Raw genomic sequence first — 18,442 nt, forward strand, 5'->3', positions numbered from 1 at the left:
CGGTGTGCGGGCTGCTTGCGGTGTGCGGGCTTGCGTGGTGCCGGGCGGCGCGGTGTGCGGCTGGCTCGCGGCGGGCAGGCTGCTCGCGCTCGGGCAGGCTCCGACGGACGTCCCGTCCCGAGTCCGCCGCAGGTCCGCCGCGTGCCTGCCGAATGTCTTATGTCGCACGCTCTTGCCATCGGCGTGACCGCTTCCAGCACATCACATCACGCACGCATGTTGTCACTGTTCGTTGCGAATTGGCCGGAAGTGGAAGAAGGGAATCCGGCCGGGCGGCTGTGCCGGTGGGACGGGCGGGGTGCGGGCGCGGGTGCGGCCTAGGTGTGGGCGGGGTCGGGCCCCTGGTCAGACCGGGGCCGGACCGGGGGCCGGACCGGGATCAGACCAGCCGGACCGGCTTCTCCGGGCGTATGCCGAGGGCCGTCAGCCACGCGCGCAACGGGGCCGCGTCGCCCTCGTCGACGAGGATGCGGACCCGGGAACCGAGGTCCGCCGCCCGCTCACCGCCGACCAGCAGGGAGGGACCGTCGAGCCAGTCCAGGCCGGGGGCCGCGCCCGCCGTGTCGACCGCGGCGCAGCACACCATCGCGGTGACGTGGTCGGTGACCAGTTCCCGCCCGCTGCGCGGGGGCTGGAGCGGGAAGAGGGGCAGCGCACGGTCGTCCCAGAGGGCGATGTCGGGGGCCGCACCGGCGGACCCGGCCGGCTGCGCCCCCGCGACGGGGGCGGCGGCCTCCTCCCGCGCCAACTCGGCGCTGAGCCCGGCGGCAAGCGCGGCACTGCGCTCGGTACCGGCGGGTTCGTAGTCGGGATCTTCGTGCAGGCCGTCGGGGTCGGCTTCGGGGTCTTCGTGGAGGCCGTCGGGGTCGGCTTCCGAGTGACCCGGGTCCGCTTCAAGGTCTTCGTGGAGGCCCTCGGGGTCGGCTTCGGAGTGACCCGGTTCGGCTTCACGGGCGGCCGCGGATGCGGCGTCCGATGCGGCGTCGGATGCCGAGGAGTCGGTGGGGCCGACGGATTCGACCGTGAGGTCGGCCGGGTCGGACGGCTCGGCGGTCACGCCCACAGCGGGAGCGGCCGGGTCGCCGGGGTCCGACGCGTCGGCGGGGCCGACGACAGCGGCGGGGTCGGCCGGGCTCCCGGGGCCGGACGGCTCGGCGGAACCGACGCCGGTGGCCGGGTCGGCCGAGACCGCCGGATCGGCGCCCGCACTACGGCCACTGGAACCGTCGGCACCGGTGGTGTCGCCGATGGCGGCCGAGGCGCGGCTCGGCGTGCGGTCGGCCGTCGGCGGACCGGGGCGCTCGACGCGCCCGGGACCGGGGCCGGTGGCATCGCCGGGAGCGGCCGGGCCGGCCGAGACCGCCGGATCGGCGCCCGCGCTACGGCCACTGGAGCCAGCGGTACCGGTGGTGTCGCCGATGGCGGCCGAGACGGCGGGCTCGGGCGGGAGACCGGGCGGGGTCGCGAGATCGGATGGTTCGGTCGGCGGGGCGAAGCTGTGCGGGGGCGCCGGCTCGGGGGCCGTGCCGTCCTCCGCCGCCGTGCCGTCGGCCGGGGCCGTGTAGTCGGCCGGGGCCGTGTAGTCGGCCGGGGCCGTGCCGTTCTCCGCGGCTGTGCCGGCGTCCGGGGCCGTGTCGTCGTCCGGGGGCGGGGTGGTCGACAGGTGGTCCAGGACGCGGGCCAGGGTGGGGCCTTCCGGGTCCGGGGTCGCGGCGGGGTGACGGTGGATGCCCAGCGCGTCCAGGACCCGGTGCAACCGGGCCGCGTCGGTGCGCCACTTGCGGTCGACGACCTCGTCCGGGTACTCCTGCCAGTCCACCGGCGCCCAGCCCGGACCGGGCTCCGCGGGGCCGCCGTGGAAGAGCCGGGCGGCGAGCAGCGAGGTGGCCTCGTCGACCACTCCGGGCTCCTCCAGCAGATCGCACGCGGGCCGCTCGCCCAGCCGGGAGGCGAACCCCTCGGCCAGCCGGTCGCGGCGGGACAGCTCGGTCAGCGCCGCGACCACACCCGCGTCCAGCCGGGAGGGCCAGCGGCCCATCCGCCAGGCGGGCAGCGCCACCCGGGTCAGCAGCCGGTCCCAGCCCGCGTACGCCAGCCCCACCTGTTCCTGGGCGACGATCCGCAGGCCGTAGTCCACGCTCTGGGCGCGCTCGGCGGCGGCCGCCGCGACGCCTCGCTCCATCTCGGCCGCGTGGTCCCGGCAGCCGCGCAGCAGGAAGCGGGCGACCCAGCCGACGCCCGCGAGCGCCGCGCGGGTCAGGGGCCCGCGGCCGGGCGCGGCGGCCACGGCCACCGCGGCGTCGAGCCCGCGTACGAAGCGCCGGGCCGCGGCTATGTCGGGGTGCGCGGAGGGCCCCGTACCGGCGACGACCGGGGCGAGGACGGCGCGCAGTTCGCCCACGCGCATCCACCACAGGAACGGCGAGCCGATGACCAGCACGGGTGCCGCGGGCGCGCGGCGCCCCCCGGCGGCGGGGCCGCGGGCGCCCGCCAGCTCGTCGTGGTGCGCGCGCGGCGGCGGGCCGTGGGCCGGGTGGGTGCGGTCCTCCAGCCAGCTGTCGCAGTCCGGGGTGAGCGCTATCGCGGAGGGGGCCGGCACGTCGAGGCGCTCGGCCAGGTCGCGCACCATGCGGTAGAGATCCGGCGCGGACTGCTCGGCGATCGGCACCGTCGGACTCAGGGCGGGCCGGGCGCGGGCCACGACCAGGGCGATCCCGGTGGCGATCAGCAGCACGACGACGCCCGTCACGGACGTGATCCAGCGGGCCAGGTCCCAACCCGCGCCCATGAGGTGCCCGCTCGAACCGCCGGCCAGCAGGATCACGGCCAGCGCGGCGGGCAGCAGGGCGACGGCCAGCGCCCGGCTGCGGACCCGCAGCACGGCAAGAGCCCGGGAACGCGCGGCGTTCGCGCCTGCCTCCACACCACCCATACCGGTCACCTCTGGACGACCCCCCTCCCTGCTGTCCGGACCGCTGTCTCGGTGTTGCCCACTCCCCCACTGTGGCACCGCCCACCGACATCGCAATGCCGGTGGGCCAAGTGCCGGAATGCTTGCGCGGCACCATAGTTGGGGCCCCGGCGCTCGTCAGCCGTATGGGGCATCGGTCACTCGATGGAATGGCTTTGGTCAGAGGTGGGGGACGGAAAGCAATGATCAGGCCCCGGTTCCACGAGGGACCGGGGCCTGGAAAACGTCCGTACGGACCGGCCTACGGGACCGCCTGCCGGACCGGCGTACGGGACCGGCTGCCGGATGGGCCAACGGGACCGGTTGCCGGACCGGCGTACGCGACCGCGCGCCTACCGGCCGTCGGCCGCCCGGGCGTCCGCGGCCGCCCGGGCCGCGATGTCCGTACGGTGCTGGGAGCCGTCGAGCTCGATGCGGGCCAGGGCCGTGTAGGCGCGCTCCCGGGCCTCGGTGAGGTCCGAGCCGGTGGCCGTGACGGACAGCACCCGGCCGCCCGCGCTGACGACGGAGCCGCCGTCGTGCCGGGTCCCGGCGTGCAGGACGTAGGTGTCGGGACCGTCGTGCGCGGTCACCTCGTCGAGCCCGGTGATCGGGTCGCCTGTGCGCGGGGTGCCGGGGTAGTTGTGCGAGGCCACGACCACGGTGACCGCCGCGTCCTCGCTCCAGCGCAGCGGTTCCAGGTCGGCGAGGGTGCCGCTGGCGGCGGCGAGCAGCAGTCCGGCCAGCGGGGTGCGCAGCCGGGCCAGCACGACCTGGGTCTCCGGGTCGCCGAAACGGGCGTTGAACTCGATGACCCGCACACCGCGCGAGGTGATCGCGAGACCGGCGTAGAGCAGGCCGGAGAACGGCGTGCCGCGGCGGCGCAGCTCGTCCACGGTCGGCTGGAGCACGGTCTGGAGCACGTCGTCGACGAGCTTGGGGTCCGCCCACGGCAGCGGCGAGTACGCGCCCATGCCGCCGGTGTTCGGGCCCTCGTCGCCGTCCAGGGCGCGCTTGAAGTCCTGCGCGGGCTGGAGGGGGACGACGGTGTCGCCGTCGGTGACGGCGAAGAGGGAGACCTCGGGGCCGTCGAGGTACTCCTCGATGACCACTCGCTCACAGGCGGCGGCGTGCGCCGTGGCGGCCTCCAGGTCGGAGGTGACGACGACGCCCTTGCCCGCGGCGAGTCCGTCGTCCTTGACGACGTACGGCGCCCCGAAGGCGTCGAGGGCCTCGGCGGCCTCCTCGGGGGTGGTGCAGACGTACGAACGCGCGGTCGGCACGCCGGCCGCCGCCATCACGTCCTTGGCGAACGCCTTGGAGCCCTCCAGCTGGGCGGCCTCGCCCGAGGGGCCGAACACGGGGATGCCCGCGTCCCGCACGGCGTCGGCGACCCCCGCGACGAGCGGGGCCTCCGGGCCTACGACGACCAGTTCGGCCTCCAGCTCACGGGCGAGCGCGGCGACCGCCCCGCCGTCGAGCGGGTCGACCTGGTGCAGCTCGGCGACCTCGGCGATTCCGGCGTTGCCGGGCGCGCAGTGCAGCGCGGTCACCTGGGGGTCGAGGGACAGGGAGCGGCACAGGGCGTGTTCGCGGGCGCCGTTACCGATGACGAGGACCTTCACGGGGGTCAGCCTAACCGGCGGGGGCGGGCCCCGGTTTGTGCGGGCCGCCGAGGCGCACGGCCTGTCGCGTTGGTGGCTTCCTCCGAATACGGGACGGGAGGCGGCCGGAACCCGGCCCCCGCCCCCGTCATTCGTTCTGGAACTCCTCCACGACCGTCGCGCCGAGCTCCCGCACCAGGAGGTCCTGGCCGGAGAGGGCCGACTCGTCCAGGTCGGGGTCGTCGTCCTCCGGGATGTCGTCCTCGGGGGCGACCGGCGGCGGAACCGGTTCCGGCTCCACGGGCCGCGGCGCGGCGGGGGCGGGCATCGGGGAGGCGGCCGAAGGGGCCGGGGCGGGGCCGCCGGACGGGCCGGGCCCGGCGGACGGGGGCGCCGGCGGACGCGGGGCGGGGGCGCCGCCGCCGTAGCCGGGGTTGCCGCCCGGGGAGTGGGCGGGCGGGGGCGCGGAGCCGCCCGACGGGTCGACGACCGCCTCGATCTTCCAGTGGACGCCGAACTGCTCGGTCAGCGCCTGGCGCAGTACGTCCTCGCTGCCGCTGCCCGAGAAGTTGTCCCGGGCGCCGGCGTTGAGGAAGCCGAGCTGGAGGGTGGTCCCGTCGAACCCGGTGACCTGGGCGTTCTGGCTGAGCAGGATCCAGGTGAACCGGCGGCGGTTCTTCACGGACTCCAGGATCGACGGCCACAGGTTGCGCGGGTCGAGGCCGCCGGCGGCGGGCGGCGCGTAGGCCGCCGGGGCAGGGGCGGCCGGGGGCGGCGCGGCAGCGGGCGAGGGCGCCGCGGGGGCGGCGGGCGCCGGAGCGGCGGGCGCGCCACCGCCTGCCGACGCCGCCGTGGGCCAGCCGCCGGGCCGCCGGCCACCGCCCGCGGGGGCGGCGGTCGGCCAGGCGCCGGGCGCCTGGGCAGGAGCGGAAGCGGGTGCCGGGGCGGCCGGAGCCGCGGGTGCGGGCGGAGCCTGGGCCGCGGCGGCGGGCATGACCGGCGCAGGTGCGGGTGCGGGCGGCTCCACGGCCCCGGCACCAGGTCCGGGCACCCCTGCGGGAGCCCCGCCAGGACCCCCCGCCGGCCCACCGGAAGCCATCGGACCGCCACCACCACCGGCCGCACCGGCCCCCCGCACAGCCGCACGGGCGGCGGCGGGCCCGCCACCGGGCGCGACGGGGGCGCCGCCGTGCCCGGCCGCCGCACCGCCGTGCACCTCGGGACCCGGCGCGTAGCCCATCGCGGGCGCGCCCGCACCGGCGGAGAAGCTCACGCCGCGCTCCAGCCGGTCGAGGCGGGCCATGACGGACCGCTCGTCGCCGTAGGCGGCGGGCAGGAGGACGCGGGCGCAGATCAGTTCCAGCTGGAGGCGCGGCGAGGTGGCGCCGCGCATCTCGGTCAGGCCCTCGTTGACGAGGTCGGCGGCGCGGCTGAGCTCGGCGGGGCCGAAGATCCCGGCCTGGGCCTGCATCCGCTCGATCACGTCGGCGGGGGCGTCGATGAGCCCCTTCTCCAGGACGTCGGGGACGGCGGCGATGATCACGAGGTCGCGCAGCCGTTCCAGCAGGTCGGTGACGAAGCGGCGGGGGTCGTTGCCGCCCTCGATGACGCGGTCCACGACCTCGAAGGCGGCGGCCCCGTCCCCGGTGGCGAACGCCTCGACGACCGAGTCGAGCAGCGAACCCTCGGTGTATCCGAGCAGGGAGGTGGCCATGGCGTACGTCACGCCGTCGCTGCCGGCGCCGGCCAGCAGCTGGTCCATGACGGACATGGAGTCACGCACGGAACCGGCACCGGAGCGCACCACGAGCGGCAGCACGCCGTCCTCGACGGGGATGTCCTCCTTGCCGCACACCTCGCCGAGATAGTCCCGCAGGGTGCCCGGGGGCACCAGGCGGAACGGGTAGTGGTGGGTCCGCGAGCGGATCGTGCCGATGACCTTCTCGGGCTCGGTGGTGGCGAAGATGAACTTCAGATGCTCCGGGGGCTCCTCGACGACCTTCAGCAGGGCGTTGAAGCCGGCCGACGTGACCATGTGGGCCTCGTCGATGATGTAGATCTTGTAGCGGCTGCCCGCGGGCCCGAAGAACGCCTTCTCGCGCAGGTCACGGGCGTCGTCCACACCACCGTGCGACGCGGCGTCGATCTCGATGACGTCGATCGAGCCCGGCCCGTTCCTGGCCAGGTCGCGGCAGGACTGGCACTCCCCGCAGGGGGTGGGCGTGGGGCCCTGCTCGCAGTTCAGGCAGCGGGCGAGGATGCGCGCGCTGGTGGTCTTCCCGCACCCACGCGGACCACTGAACAGGTACGCGTGATTGACCCGGTTGTTCCGCAGCGCCTGCTGCAACGGGTCGGTGACATGCTCCTGCCCGATGACCTCGGCGAACGACTCCGGGCGATAGCGGCGGTACAGCGCGAGAGACGACACGTCTACGAGGTTATAGGCGCCCACCGACAACAGGTCCCGGAAGCCGTCACCCCCGGAACGCAGAGCGCCCCCCACGCACCCGCCAGAGCCGACCTACCCTTGCTGCCTTCCGGCCCTGGGGGAGTTCAGTCAGATAGCGCCGCGTGAGGGGCTGCGCAAACGGTACCTCATGTCAGCGGCCCGGAACGAGTTCGCGAGCACCCTTCTCGGTCATGTAATGTTCCCAGCGGAGGATTCGCCTAGAGGCCTAGGGCGCACGCTTGGAAAGCGTGTTGGGGGCAACCCCTCACGAGTTCGAATCTCGTATCCTCCGCCAGTGCCTCACCGGGCACGATGTCGAAAGGCCCCACCGCTCGCGGTGGGGCCTTTCGACGTTGTCCTCGGACATGGCTCGCGTCACATGCGCAGGGTCCGTTCCGTGGTCCGTGTGGGGGTCGCCGACGGGGCCCGTGTGGTGTCGAGGTCGCGGGAGGGGGTCGGGGCGGTGCGGCGGGGGGCCGGGGTCGAGGGCACGGCGGTCGCCGGGCCGGTTCCGGCCGGGGACGGGGTCGGGCTCGGCGCGTGCGAGGCCGACGGCGACGGGTCGGCGGTGCGCGGCGCGCTGGGCGGGGCCAGCGGGACCGTGGGCCGGTCCGGGGTGCCGGGCAGCCGGGCCAGGTGGAGCGGGAGCGCCACCAGCACCGCCACCGCGCACGTCACGGCCGCCCCGGCCGCCGTACGCAGCAGCCGGCGCCGTGCGGCCGTACGGCGGACCGACTCGAAGTGGCCGGGGAGCGGAGCGAGATGATCGGCCGGGGGGCGCAGCAGCACCGTGAGCGGATCGTCGGGGCCGAACTCCGGGTCCTCGTCAAAGCGTGTGGTCAAGGCTTCTCCTCAGGTGGACGCGGAGCAGCTCGCGGGCCGCGTGCAGGTCGGCCTTGACGGTTCCTTCCTTGCGTCCGGTCAGCACGGACACCTCCCGGATCGGCATGTCAGCGTAGTAGTGCAGCAGGATCGGGACGCGCAGCCGCTCGGGCAGCGACTGGACCAGCAGGCGTACCGAGGGATCCGTCTGTTCGTCGTGCGGGCGCACCGCCGCCTCCGTCGTCGCCCGGCGTACCGCCCTGCGCTCCCGCTCCAGCTTGCGCCAGTGGTCACGGACCAGGTTCGCGGCGGTGACGTAGAGGAAGCCGCGCGGCTCCTCGACCGCCGTCCAGCGGGCCCAGAGGCGGGTGAACGCCTCCGAGGCGATCTCGTGCGCCGTCCCGTCGTCGTCGACGAGACGGCGGCACCAGCCGGCGAGACGCGGGTACAGCGCGGCGAACAACTCGGACGCCGCCGCGTCGCGGGACCGTTTCAACGCTCTCCAGGGTCGTGGGGGCACGGGGGAAGGATGCGCTACGGCCGTTTCGACGACGTCAGCGCGGCGAAGACGATGACGTTGTCGGCGTAGCCGTCGCCGGTGCGCGGGCCGCCGCAGGTGATCAGGCGCAGTTCCGGGCGGTCCACGTCGCCGTAGACCGCGGCGGACGGGAAGTGCGCCTTGGCCACCGTGCGCCGGTCCGTCACCGTGAACTCCGCCTCGACGCCGTCCGCGAGGCGCGCCGCGACCCGGTCGCCCCGGCGCAGCCGGGCCAGATCGCGGAAGACCCCGTCGCCGTACGCGCCCACGGTGACGTGGCCCAGAACGACCGAGGGGCCCGTGCGGCCCGGCGTCGGCGAGTGCTCGTACCAGCCGGCCCGGTCGTGCGCGGTCACCGGAGGCACCTCCACGGTGCCGTCGGGGGCGAGTCCGAGCCGGATCAGCGGGGTGTCCACCCCGATCGCCGGGATCCGCAGCCGCACGGGGACCGAACGGGCCAACGGACGTACGGATGCAGGTCCGGGTGCGGGTGTCGCCTCAGGGGATCCCGTCTCCGCGGCGGGCGCGGCGGACCCTGCCCGGGGGTGCGCGGCGCAGCCCGCGAGCAGGGTCGCCGTCGCCGCCGCGGTGAAGGCCCGCCGGGAGGGCCGGTTCACGCGCCGCCGGCCCGACGGCGCCGTACGACGAACGCGCCCGCGCCGCCGACGGCCAGCAGGCCCGCGGCGCCCGCGCCGACCAACGCGGCGCTCGGGCCGGCGGCCGGGGCCGTCGCCGTCACCCCGGTGTCGGGCGCGCCCGACGGTACGACGGAGACCTGGCCGCGGCCCGGCGCCCGGCTCGGGACCGGGCTCGCGGCCCGGGTGGGCGCGGCGCTCGGCGCGCTGGTCCGGGTGGCACCCGGGGCCGAGGGGACCGCGCTGGGCGCGGGGGTCGCGGCGCTGGGGACGGGGCTCGGGCTCCTGCCGTCGGCGAGGGCGGGCACGGCCGTCGCGAGGACGGCGGTGCACGCCAGGGCCAGGCCGCTCAGGACGGTTCGGCGCATCGGATCGCTCTCCTTCGTCGTCCGCCCCGGTGCGGGACGGGCTGGGTGACGGATCGAGCGGTAGAGACGAGCCGGACCGGGGACGCGTTGCAAAGGAAAGGCAAAGGAGAGGAACAGGTGGGAGGGGAGCGTGCGGCGGGGGGACGGCAGGCCGGGCGGGAACGGGCCGAGGTCCGTCAGCCGACGACGATCCCTTCGGCGCTGCCCCGGTCGGGTTCTTCCCGGTCGAACCTGCCGACCCGACCCGACCCGGCCCGACCCGACCCGGCCCGGATCGCGCGAGCGCGCGGGCCGAGAAGGACGATCAGCGCGTGATCCGCACCGGACGCTCGACGCTCACCTGGTCGATGTCCGACACCCGGACCGTCACCTTCATCGTCCAGGTGCCGGGGAGGGGCAGATCGAGGGAGTCGCAGGCCCAATAGCCGCCGCGGTCGGTCAGCTTGGCGTCGATCGGGCCGATCCGCCGGCTCGACAGGGTGAAGGAGACCCGGAGTTCGGGCACGGCCGCGAGTCCGCCGTCGGCCCCGAACACCACCGCCTGCGCCGACATGCGGCCCGCCCGGCCCGGATCGAGGGTGACCTGCACGCTGCCGCGGCCGCCCGCGGTACCGGTGTCGAAGGGGACCGTGGTGACCGACGCCACCGGCAGACCGGTCTGCGCCCCCGCCGAGGCCTGCTCCTCGGCGGCCGCCCGGCCCGGCAGCGTGCTCGTGAGGACCGTGGTGATCAGCAGCACCACCACGGCGACGGCGACTTCGGCGAGCACGGTGCGGCGCAGCGCCTTGCGCGGGTCGTCACCGGAGGTGCCGGAGGTGCCGGAGGTGCCGGGCGTATCGGGCGCGCCCGGTGCGCTCTTTGCGCTCTTTGCGCCCGGCGGACCCGGCGGGCTCGGTGCACCGAGCGTGTCGGGGGCGTCGGACGCGTCGAATGCGCCGAGCGCGTCGGGGGCGTCAGGTGCGTTGAGCGCGTGGGGGGCGTCGCGGGCGTCGGACGCGTCGAGTGCGTCGGACGCGTCGGACGCGCGGACGGCCGCCGGGGCCGTACGACCCGCCGCCTCCGCCGGGACACAGGTCGCCCCCACCGACGCCGGTTCCTGAACCCGCTCCGGGCCCCGCTCCGGGTCCCGCTCCGGAACCCGCTCCCGCGCCCCGGCCGCACCCGTCTCGCCCAGGCGCCCGGTCCACCGCCGCGACCGGGACGCCACCGCGAGCAGCAGCAGCACCGCGGCCGTCTTGGCGAGCAGCAGCCGGCCGTACGAGGTGTCCGTGAGGGCCTGCCAGGAGCCGAGGCCGCGCCAGGACTGGTAGACGCCGGTGACCACCAGGACCGCCACCGCGCCGAAGGCGATCCGGGAGAAGCGGCGGACCGGGGCGGCCAGGTCGGCGTCCGCCGGGGCCGCGCGCAGCGTGGTCAGCAGGGCCGCCAGGCCGCCCAGCCACACCGCCGTCGCCAGCAGGTGCAGCACCGACGACGCGACCGCCACCGGCACCTGGATGCCGGCCGACGCGTGGTCGGTCAGGGCCCAGGTCAGGGTCAGCGCGACGGCCAGCGCGGTGCCCGCCGCCAGCCCGGCGCGCGTCGTGCGGCGGCGCTGCCACGCCCCGAGCGGCACGGCCGCCGCCAGCAGCGCCAGCCGCGCGAGCAGCGCGAGCCCCGGGCGGCCGGTCAGCGCGCGGCGCAGTCCCTCGCCGTCGAAGGCGGCCGCGGGGCCGGTGCCCGCCTCGTACGGGGCCCGCAGCAGGAGCAGCACGGCCGTCGACGCGAACAGCGCCCACCAGCCCCACAGCAGCGGGCGGCGCAGCACCGACCGGTCCGGCGGCCGGCACAGCGCCGCGAAGGCCGCCGTACCGACGAGCAGCGCGGCCGCCAGATAGGCGGCGTAGCGGGCGAGGTCGTAGAGGCTGCCGGTGACGGGGTCCTCGACCGGGTCCGCGGCGATCTGCGGCGGGGTGGTGGAGGGCTTGCCGACGGAGAAGGTGAGGGCGCCGGAGACGGGATGGCTGTCGGCCGAGACCACCCGCCAGGCCACCGTGTAGGTGCCGGTGGCGAGCCTGCCGGGCAGGCGCACCCGGGCGGTGTCCGAGCGGCCGGGCGCGTGGGCGGGTTCGCCCGTGCGCAGCCGCCGGTTGCCGGGGTCGAGGACCCGGAAGGAGTCGTCGAGCAGGGTCACCGACTCGGAGAAGGTCAGCGTCACATAGCGCGGCGCGGACTTCACCACACCGCCGTCGGACGGGTCGGAGCCGCGCAGCGCCGCGTGGGCCGACGCGGTCCCGGCGGCGCCGAGGACGAGCGGGACGAGCAGGGCGAGCACCGTGCCCACCAGGGTCACCAGTGCGCGGGCACCTCGCCGGTGCCCCGCGCTCGGCCGTCGTCCCACGTCACGCCTCCGTCGCTCCGGACCTTCTCCTGGGTACGGATGAAAAGCGGACCTTGCTCACAACTGCCGTACCGGGAAGGAGAAGAGAAAGAGGTACCAGGAAACCTCACGGCCCGGCGGGCAGGTCACCCGGGGAGGCCGTCCCCTTCGTGAGGAACGCCAGTTGTGCGTGCTTCTCGGGCAGGTACACGTCCGGCAGGTCGATCTCGGGCAGCACCACCCGGGGGCCCGCCGTGAAGCCCTGCTTCAGGAAGCGTGCCACCGCCCGCTGGTTGCGCACGTCCGGATCGACCACGATCCGGCGGCGGTCCGGGCCGCTCAGCGCGTACGCCGCGAAGGCCGACAGCAGCGACGACGACCAGCCGGGCCGCGGACCGGCCCCGCCCGCGGGCGCGAGCAGCACGTGGATGCCGATGTCGCCGGGTTCGACGGGGTAGCACTCGCCGACCCGGTCGGCGTCCGGCTCGTAGGTCTGGAGCAGGCCGACGGGCACGCCGTCCGCGACGGCCAGGAACGCGTGATGGGTGTCGAGGGTGTCCATGTGGGCGTAGATCTCGGCGACCTGCTCCGCGGTGAGGCCGTTCATGCCCCAGAACGCGGCCCGTTCCTCCCGCACCCAGGCGTGCACCACCGCGGCGTCGGCGTGCGCGTCGAGCGGGACGATCCGTACGGTGCCGAGTCCGTCGGCCGGCTGCTCGTGCACGGCGGCACGGCCTGCGGCGTAGGGGACGTACGGCTGCTCCGGCCGCAGCCGGGCCCAGTCGGTCACCACCGGGACGAGCCGGCCCTCGCGCCACAGCGGGAACTGGTCGCGGTGGTGCGCGGAGCCGGGCACGCCGGACGCGCCGAACGGCACCACCCAGCCGCTGTCCTCCCGGCGGGCCAGGTCCCAGACGAAACGGGCGGCCGAGGCGCGGCCGGCGAGGTCGGTGACGCCGGGCACGGCGGAGGTGCACAGCACGCAGTCGTGGTCGCCGGACAGACCCGCGTCGAGGCCGTGGCCGTCGCCCGGGCCGGGCAGGGCGCGCCACGGGGCGAGGCGGTGGGTGTCGCCCCACACCCCCGCCGGACCGCCGGACGCGGCCACCTCCTCCAGCGCCGTCCGGGCCTCCGCCTGCCGGTCCACGCCGTACAACGTGTCCGCCCGCAGCAGGTGTTCGAGGGCGAAGCCGACCCGCGGGAGCAGGGCCAGCCAAGGGCGGAAGACCTCGGGGTACGCGGGCGCCTCGCGCAGCGCGGCGAGCGCCGGGTGCGCCGCGATCCGCCGTACGACCGCTCCGCGCACGGCCGCGTACGCCGCCGCGTCGGCGCTGTCTGCGTCCATGTGCCGGTCCCAGGCGAGCAGGCGGGTGCGCAGCGCGGCGGCGGCCGGGGTGAGCCCGTCGAGGGCGGCGAGCCGGTCCAGCAGGGGCGCGGCGGAGGCGAGATGGGTGTCCGTGTGCACGGCGGTCAGGTCGGCGGCCGACCAGCGTTCGCGCCCGCCGAGCAGGGCGGTGATGCGCTGCGCGCGGTGCGGCGGGGCGAACTCCACGCCGAGCGGGGCGGCCGCGCCGCGCTGGTTCGCCATCACGGCGATCCCGTCGGTGATGTCGGCGTACGGCGTCTCGTGCCAGCCCCGCCACTCGTGGCCGGGCTCCCACGCGGGGACCGGGCGGACCCGGTTGGCGTCGGCGCGCACCGGCACCCGGCCCGCGACCCGGTGCAGCAGGCCGCCCTCGGTGTCGGCGGCCTGGACGACGTTGACGGGTTCGGCCCAGGCGTCCAGGGCACGGTCGACGTCGGCGACCGTGCGGGCGCGCAGCAGCGGGAGCAGCGCGCCGAAGCCGAGGTCCCCGGTGACGCGGGGCGGGTGGCGCAGCGCGAGCGCGAGCGGGATGCCGTCGTGCTCGCCGATGCCGTCGAGCCCCTCGGGGCCGCCGGCCACCACGGGGCCCCGGTCGGTCTCGACGACCTCCACCTCGACCGGCTCCTGACCGGCCACGGTCACGGTCTCGGTGTGCCGGGCGGCGCGGTGCCAGCGGCCGTCGGGGCCGAGGGCCTCGATGCCGGCGCCGGTGCGGCGCAGCCGTTCCCGGTAGAGGTCCTGGTAGTCGGCCATGGCGTTGGTGATGGCCCAGGCGACCGGGCCCGCGTGCCCGAAGTGGGCGAGGCCGGGCACGCCGGGCACGGCGAGGCCGACGACGTCGAACTCGGGGCAGGCCAGCCGGATCTGCTGGTACACGCCGGGGTCCTCGATGAAGCGGTGCGGGTCGCCGGCGAGCAGCGGCTGACCGCTGACCGTGCGCGCGCCGCCGACCAGCCAGCCGTTGCTGCCCGCGGTGGCGGGTCCGTCGGTGGCGAAGAGCGCGACGGCCTCCGGGCCGAGGTGCCGTACCGCCTCCGCGCGCCACAGCTTGGCGGGGAAGCCGGCGAACAGGATGTGCGTGCCGAGCCAGACGCCGAGCGGGTGCCAGGGCTCCCAGACGCCGGGGGCCAGGCCCACGCGGGCGAACTCGGGGGCACGGGCGGCCCCTTCGGCGAGCCCGTCGTTGACGCCCTCGGTGTACGCCCGCACCCATGCGGCGGTCTCGGGGTCCCGGCTCTCCAGGGCGTCGTAGCAGCGCCTGGCGGTGTCCGCGAGACGGGCGCGGCGGGCGAACACGTCCCAGCCGAGCGCCTCGGCGCCGAGGAAGGCGGCCGAGGTGCCCTGGACGCGATGACGTTCGACCTCCAGCTGCCAGGCGCGGTCGGCCGCGGTGACCCGGCCCTGGGCGCGGGCGAGCGCGCGGGCGCTGCCGGCCCGCAGGTGCGGGATGCCCCAGGCATCGCGGTAGGTCTCGGTCGTCACCCTGCAACCCCTTTGGTTTTTAGGTAAGGCTTGCCTTAGTTCCTCCGGATCGTACGGGAGGGGCCGGAGGGCGTCACCGGGAGGGGCCGCAAGGCGTCACGGGGAGGGGCCGGCAGGGGGCGCCGGGAGGGGCCGCAAGGCGTCACGGGGAAGGGTCGGCAGGGGGCGCCGACAGGAGCCGCACGACGTCAGGGGGAGGGGCACCCGGGCGGCGCGCGGGCCGGTGGCGGGGCATGATCAGGACATGGACGTGACCCTTCACCTCGCCCAGGACCCGGAGGCCGACGCGCTGCTCGGCCGCAGCCCGCTCGCCGCGTTGGTGGGGATGCTGCTGGACCAGCAGGTGCCGATGGAGTGGGCCTTCAAGGGCCCGGCGACCATCGCGCGGCGCATGGGCGCCGAGGACCTGGACGCGCACGAGATCGCCGTGCAGGATCCGGACGCCTTCGCCGAGCTGCTGTCGGAGAAGCCCGCGGTGCACCGCTACCCGGGGCCGATGGCCAAGCGCGTCCAGCAGCTGTGCCAGTACCTCGTCGACCACTACGACGGCAGCGCCGAACTGGTCTGGAAGGGCGTCGACGACGGGCGGGTGCTGCTGAAGCGGCTCCAGGACCTGCCCGGATTCGGCAGCCAGAAGGCACAGATCTTCCTCGCGCTGCTCGGCAAGCAGCTCGGGGTGACCCCCACGGGCTGGCGCGAGGCGGCCGGCGCGTACGGCGAACCGAAGTCCTTCCGCTCGGTCGCCGACATCACCGGCCCGGAGTCGCTGGCCAAGGTGCGCGCCCACAAGCAGGAGATGAAGGCGGCGGCGAAGGCGGCGAAGGCAGCCAAATAGACGGGCCGATCAGGCCGAGGGGACGTAGGGGCGGGCAGTGGTCACCGGCCGCCGCCCGCCGGTCAACGGCCGCGCCGGGCCGTGCCGAACAGCGAACGGGTGATCTCGCGGCCGATCTGGGTGCCGACCGAGCGGGCCAGCGACTTGAACATGCCGCTGGAGACGACCTGTTCGACCATGGAGGGCTCCTGGCCCTTCTGCCCTTCCCGGCCTGCGGGCTTCCGCTTCGAGGACTCCTGCGGCTCCCGGGTCTCCGCCTGCTCCCGGGACTCCGCCTGCTCCCGCATCTCGTCGGGGCCCTTGGCGCCGCGCCCGGCCTGCCGCATCTCGTCCGGCCCCTTGGCGCCGCGCCCCGCCTCCAGCTTCTCGTACGCCGACTCTCTGTCCACAGCCTGTGCGTAACGTCCGTGCAGCGGCGACGCGGTGACCGCCGCGTCCAGCGCCTGGTCGCCGAGCGGGCCCATCAGCGACCGCGGCGCGCGCAGCCGGGTCGCGGCCACCGGGGTCGGCGCGCCCCGCTCGCCGAGCACCGTCACCACGGCCTCGCCGGTGCCGAGCCCGGTGAGCAGCTCCTCCAGGTCGTAGGGGGAGTCCGGGAAGGTCCGTACGGTCGCCTTCAGGGCCTTCTGGTCGTCCGGGGTGAAGGCGCGCAGCGCGTGCTGGACGCGGTTGCCCAGCTGGCCGAGGACATCGGCCGGCACGTCCTTGGGTGTCTGCGTCACGAAGAAGACGCCGACTCCTTTCGAGCGAATCAGCCGCACGGTCTGCGTGATCGCCTCCAGGAACGCCTTCGAGGCCCCGGAGAACAGCAGATGCGCCTCGTCGAAGAAGAACACCAGCTTCGGCCGGTCCAGGTCGCCGGCCTCGGGAAGGTCGTGGAAGAGGTCGGCGAGCAGCCACATCAGGAAGGTGGAGTACAGCTTCGGGCGGTCCTGCACGGCGGGCAGTTCGAGGACCGAGACCGTGCCGCGCCCGCCGTCCGCCCTGCGCAGCAGCTCGGCCGTGTCGAACTCCGGCTCGCCGAAGAACCCGGCCGCGCCCTCCGCCTCGAAGGCGGTCAGGGACCGCAGGATCACCCCGGCCGTGGCCGACGACAGACCGCCGACCGTCTTCAGCTCCGCCTTGCCCTCGTCCGAGGTCAGGAAGGTGACGACCGCCCGCAGATCCTTGAGGTCGACCAGTTCCAGGCCCTTCTGGTCGGCGTAGTGGAAGATCAGGCCGAGGGACTGCTCCTGGGTCCGGTTGAGGCCGAGCGCCTTCGACAGCAGCAGCGGGCCGAAGCTCGTGATCGTGGCCCGGACCGGGATGCCGTGCCCGATGCCGCCGAGCGCGTAGAACTCGGCGGGGCAGCCGGCCGGGCTCCAGTCCTGGTGGACCTCGGCGGCCCGCGCACGGACCCGCTCCCCCGGCTCGCCCGGCGCCGCGACGCCGGAGACGTCGCCCTTGACGTCGGCGAGGAAGACCGGGACGCCCTGCTCGGAGAGCTGCTCGGCGATCAGCTGGAGCGTCTTGGTCTTGCCGGTGCCGGTGGCGCCCGCGACCAGGCCGTGCCGGTTCAGCACCGACAGCGGGATGCGGACCCGCGCGTCCGGGAAGCACGTCCCGTCCCACACGAGCGCGCCGAGTTCGAGGGCGGGGCCGGTGAAGGCGTAGCCGGCGGCGATCGTCAGGGCCTCGGCGGGGAGGGCGGGCGCGCTGCCGGGGGCCTCGGGAACGGCCGTGGGCGGCATGGTCTCGCGGTCACTCATCTGCGGCCCCTGATTCCCGGTCGGCCCCGATTCGTCGCGTTATTTCCAGCATCGCACTGCGTCACCATGGCTGCGCCCGGAACGCCTTGACCGGTAGGCTTTCCGTGTGATCTTCAAGCGCATCGGAAACGGCCGGCCGTACCCCGACCACGGCCGGGAGAGCACCCGGCAGTGGGCGGACGTCGCGCCGCGCCCGGTCCGCCTCGATCAGCTCGTGACGACCAAGCAGCAGCTCGACCTCGAGACGCTGCTCGCCGAGGACTCCACCTTCTACGGCGATCTCTTCGCGCACGTCGTGAAGTGGCAGGGCGATCTGTATCTGGAGGACGGGCTGCACCGCGCGGTCCGCGCCGCGCTCCAGCAGCGCCAGGTGCTGCACGCCCGGGTCCTCGAACTGGACTGAACCGGCGTCCGGCCGGCGGTCCGGCCCGACGATCCGACGCGGCGGTCCAACCCGGCGGTCCGACGGGGCGGTCCAACCCGGCGATCCGACTGTCCGACCCGGCGGGGGCCACCCCTGCGGGGCCGTTCGGCGTGCCCGGTCGGCCCGGTCCTCGGCAAAGCCTTGGCCCTTTCGGGTTCTCCTGCGCGACGTCGAATGATCATCTAGTAGGAATCACCGCCCGGGAGCACTACGCTGCGCCCATGAGCATGCTGACTCCCCCCGGCATGGGCGGCAAGTACCGGATCACGGGGGACAAATACCCTCGGATGCGCCCTCCCCGGCGACGCGGCCGGCTCGTCCTCATGGTCGTCGCGAGCGTTGCCGCGCTCGGGGTGCTGGGCTGGGGAACGCTGCAGCTCATCGACGTCTACACCGGTAAGGCCTCGGCGGCCGGCACCGCGGACTGCGTGAAGAAGGCGAGCCCCTCGCCGAGCGCGACCGTGAGCCTGCCGCAGCCGGGCCAGATCACCGTCAACGTCTACAACGCCACCGCCCGTTCGGGTCTGGCCAAGACGACCGCCGACGAGCTGAAGAAGCGCGGCTTCAAGATCGGCGAGGTCGGCAACGCGTCGAAGCAGTACGACAAGAAGGTGGCCGGCTCGGCGATACTGCTCGGCACCTCGGCGTCCCTGAAGACCGCGCTGCCGGTGCTCGGCACCCAGCTGAGCGGGGCCCAGCTGCGCGCCGACACGCGCAAGACCACGGACGTCGACCTGATCATCGGCACCGGCTTCAAGAACCTCGCGAAGCAGACGGACGCCACGAAGGCGCTGACCGCGCTGAGCGCGCCGCAGCCTGCGGCCGGCACGAAGAAGAAGACCTGCTGAAGGGCCCCTAGGGG

General features: G+C 75.4%; 13 protein-coding genes, 1 tRNA gene and 1 other RNA gene. 4 read left to right on the forward strand and 11 right to left on the reverse strand.

Going from position 1 to position 18,442, the window contains the following annotated elements; translation table 11 throughout:
• Positions 1–379 precede the first annotated feature (379 nt).
• The 4 genes from WN71_RS15370 to ffs all read right to left on the reverse strand — a co-directional run bounded on the left by WN71_RS15370 (position 380) and on the right by ffs (position 7,138).
• Entirely contained in the window at positions 380–2,932 is a 2,553-nt protein-coding gene (locus tag WN71_RS15370; RefSeq protein ID WP_079177879.1) for a hypothetical protein, read from the reverse strand.
• A 371-nt stretch (positions 2,933–3,303) separates the two neighbouring features.
• Entirely contained in the window at positions 3,304–4,575 is a 1,272-nt protein-coding gene (purD, locus tag WN71_RS15375; protein WP_046581889.1) for a phosphoribosylamine--glycine ligase, read from the reverse strand.
• A gap of 127 nt (positions 4,576–4,702) precedes the next feature.
• Positions 4,703–6,982, reverse strand: coding sequence for a DNA polymerase III subunit gamma and tau (locus tag WN71_RS15380; RefSeq protein ID WP_071369849.1), 2,280 nt, complete (start codon positions 6,980–6,982; stop codon positions 4,703–4,705).
• 57 nt (positions 6,983–7,039) lie between these two features.
• Positions 7,040–7,138, reverse strand: an RNA gene (ffs, locus tag WN71_RS15385) — signal recognition particle sRNA small type.
• 72 nt (positions 7,139–7,210) lie between these two features.
• Between ffs and WN71_RS15390 the strand changes: the two genes are divergently transcribed.
• Positions 7,211–7,298: transfer RNA gene (locus WN71_RS15390), tRNA-Ser, on the forward strand.
• A gap of 80 nt (positions 7,299–7,378) precedes the next feature.
• Here the strand turns inward: WN71_RS15390 and WN71_RS15395 are convergent.
• From WN71_RS15395 to WN71_RS15420, 6 genes are all read right to left on the reverse strand, one after another.
• On the reverse strand, positions 7,379–7,846 hold the full coding sequence (locus WN71_RS15395) for a hypothetical protein (RefSeq protein ID WP_071369850.1): 468 nt from the start codon (positions 7,844–7,846) through the stop codon (positions 7,379–7,381).
• Entirely contained in the window at positions 7,830–8,321 is a 492-nt protein-coding gene (locus WN71_RS15400) for an RNA polymerase sigma factor (protein ID WP_046592530.1), read from the reverse strand. Before WN71_RS15400 ends, WN71_RS15395 begins: the two co-directional genes overlap by 17 nt.
• Before the next feature lie 38 nt (positions 8,322–8,359).
• Entirely contained in the window at positions 8,360–8,980 is a 621-nt protein-coding gene (locus WN71_RS15405) for a class F sortase (RefSeq protein ID WP_046592531.1), read from the reverse strand.
• Positions 8,977–9,366: a hypothetical protein gene (locus WN71_RS15410; protein WP_046592532.1), complete on the reverse strand. Its 390-nt coding sequence runs from the start codon at positions 9,364–9,366 to the stop codon at positions 8,977–8,979. Before WN71_RS15410 ends, WN71_RS15405 begins: the two co-directional genes overlap by 4 nt.
• A 304-nt stretch (positions 9,367–9,670) precedes the next feature.
• Positions 9,671–11,746 carry a copper resistance CopC/CopD family protein gene (locus WN71_RS15415; protein ID WP_079177880.1) on the reverse strand — a complete coding sequence of 692 codons (2,076 nt, stop codon included), beginning with the start codon at positions 11,744–11,746 and terminating at the stop codon, positions 9,671–9,673.
• A gap of 106 nt (positions 11,747–11,852) precedes the next feature.
• The gene (locus tag WN71_RS15420) at positions 11,853–14,573 is read right to left on the reverse strand and encodes a GNAT family N-acetyltransferase (RefSeq protein WP_046592533.1); all 2,721 of its coding nucleotides are present in this window, start codon (positions 14,571–14,573) and stop codon (positions 11,853–11,855) included.
• Positions 14,574–14,817: 244 nt separating this feature from the next.
• On the opposite strand from WN71_RS15420, the gene WN71_RS15425 reads away from it, so the two are divergent.
• Positions 14,818–15,408: an HhH-GPD-type base excision DNA repair protein gene (locus WN71_RS15425; protein WP_046592534.1), complete on the forward strand. Its 591-nt coding sequence runs from the start codon at positions 14,818–14,820 to the stop codon at positions 15,406–15,408.
• Between the two features lie 62 nt (positions 15,409–15,470).
• Here WN71_RS15425 and WN71_RS15430 read toward each other — a convergent pair whose 3' ends face one another.
• A complete protein-coding gene (locus WN71_RS15430) occupies positions 15,471–17,156 on the reverse strand; it encodes a helicase HerA-like domain-containing protein (protein WP_046592535.1) in 1,686 nt (561 codons plus the stop codon).
• A gap of 106 nt (positions 17,157–17,262) precedes the next feature.
• Here WN71_RS15430 and WN71_RS15435 point away from each other — a divergent pair, with 106 nt between their 5' ends.
• A complete protein-coding gene (locus tag WN71_RS15435; RefSeq protein ID WP_004943146.1) occupies positions 17,263–17,559 on the forward strand; it encodes a type II toxin-antitoxin system VapB family antitoxin in 297 nt (98 codons plus the stop codon).
• A gap of 242 nt (positions 17,560–17,801) precedes the next feature.
• Positions 17,802–18,428, forward strand: coding sequence for a LytR C-terminal domain-containing protein (locus WN71_RS15440; protein WP_046592536.1), 627 nt, complete (start codon positions 17,802–17,804; stop codon positions 18,426–18,428).
• Positions 18,429–18,442 lie beyond the last annotated feature (14 nt).

The sequence above is a fragment of the Streptomyces mangrovisoli genome, from assembly GCF_000974985.2.
In the GTDB taxonomy this organism is placed as follows: domain Bacteria; phylum Actinomycetota; class Actinomycetes; order Streptomycetales; family Streptomycetaceae; genus Streptomyces; species Streptomyces mangrovisoli.